The organism is Pseudomonas sp. P5_A2_2 (assembly GCF_054177685.1).
In genome coordinates this window covers 1-1,365 of sequence record NZ_JBGCUL010001120.1, presented here as the reverse complement: position 1 = coordinate 1,365, position 1,365 = coordinate 1, and the positions used below count along the sequence as shown (strand labels likewise).

Genomic DNA, 1,365 nt, shown 5'->3' with positions numbered 1-1,365 from the left:
ATACAGAATAGTCCTACAAAGCCGGGCTAGCTGGTCTTACCCAACACGTAGACCCGCATCCGCGCACAACCCGGCAAAAAGTCTTGATGGCTGAGCAAACGGAACCCCGCCTGCCTGAACTCGCTTTCGACCTCGGCTTTGCTCGGCAACGGCCCTTCCACGCCTGAACGCGCGCCCTTGAATCGACCGTCGAGGCGCACCGCGACAATCACCGTATCGCGACTGACCCGGTAAAACTCGCCAAGCATCGCCAGGCGATGTTCCGGGTTGGTAAGGTACTGAAACAGTTGCATGCAAAAAATGCAGTCAACCGCATTCTCGGACAAGCCAATCGAGAACGCAGAGCTTTGAAAGGTCTTGACCCGCTTCAACAAACTCTGCGGGTGATGTGTGCGGGCATGATCGAGGATGTCCTGGGACGGATCCGTCGCGAGAATCACCCGATTGGCATGTTCGGCCAGCACCGACCAGAAACGCCCCACACCGCAGGCCACGTCGAGGATCAGCCCCGGCTCGCCGGCGACCTTGAGTGCCTTGCGCACCAGTCGCTCCTCACGCCAGAGCGCCAGACGCCCGGCCAGACCCGGCGCTTGCGGCTGAAGGCAGACGCGCGCGTGCTCCTGGTCGTAGCGCCGGGCAATCTCAAGCTCGATGGCGGATGGAGGCTGAGCGGACATTTGCAATGGCTCTTGATGAAAGTTCTACAGGCCGCAAGTCGGCGACCGCCGTGTGAAACAAAACCGGAGCACTCAATCTTTGGCCAACACACCGTCGACCACTGGACCACGACATCCGGCAAACATGTCCAGATCCTGGTTGTAGACCTTGCTGTTGACTTCCAGCAGGCCAAGCATCGAATGGAACAGGTTGTCCTGGCTCAGGGGCTTTTCACGACTCTGCTGCAGGCAACGGGTATCTACCGCAAACGACTTTTTATAGCTGTCGGAGAACCACGCAAACATGGCTACATGCTTTTGCTGCTCGGGTGCCAGCATGTAAGGCGTGCCGTGGAGGAACAAGTTGTATTCACCCAGGGACTCGCCGTGGTCCGACAGATACAGCATCGCGGTATCCACTTTGTCCTGCTTACTGCGCAACAGATCGATCAAGGTCGACAGTACATGGTCGGTATATACCAGGGTGTTGTCGTAGCCGTTGACGATACTTTCACGACTGCAATTGTTCAGGGCATTACTCTCGCAAACCGGGGTGAAGCGTTCGAACTCTTTCGGATAACGCTTGAAGTACTCCGGACCGTGGCTGCCCATCTGGTGCAATACCAATACCGTGTCCTTGTCCAGGGTATCGATGAAATTCTGCAGCCCCTGCAGCAGGATTTCGTCACGGCATTCACTGTTTGCGCAT

The 1,365-nt window shown here is 57.1% G+C and carries 2 protein-coding genes; both read right to left on the bottom strand.

The window, feature by feature from the left end:
• Window positions 1–26 precede the first annotated feature (26 nt).
• Window positions 27–677, bottom strand: a complete 651-nt coding sequence (locus ACXRVY_RS29335; protein WP_223461992.1) for a class I SAM-dependent methyltransferase — start codon at window positions 675–677, stop codon at window positions 27–29.
• A 72-nt stretch (window positions 678–749) separates the two neighbouring features.
• Window positions 750–1,365 (bottom strand): phosphoethanolamine transferase (locus ACXRVY_RS29330; RefSeq protein ID WP_458239001.1); only part of this gene is annotated, 616 nt, incomplete at its 5' end.

Excerpts from the sequence above, each read along its gene's own strand:
- ACXRVY_RS29335 (WP_223461992.1), bottom strand. The coding sequence starts at position 677 with ATGTCCGCTCAGCCTCCATCCGCCATCGAGCTTGAGATTGCCCGGCGC.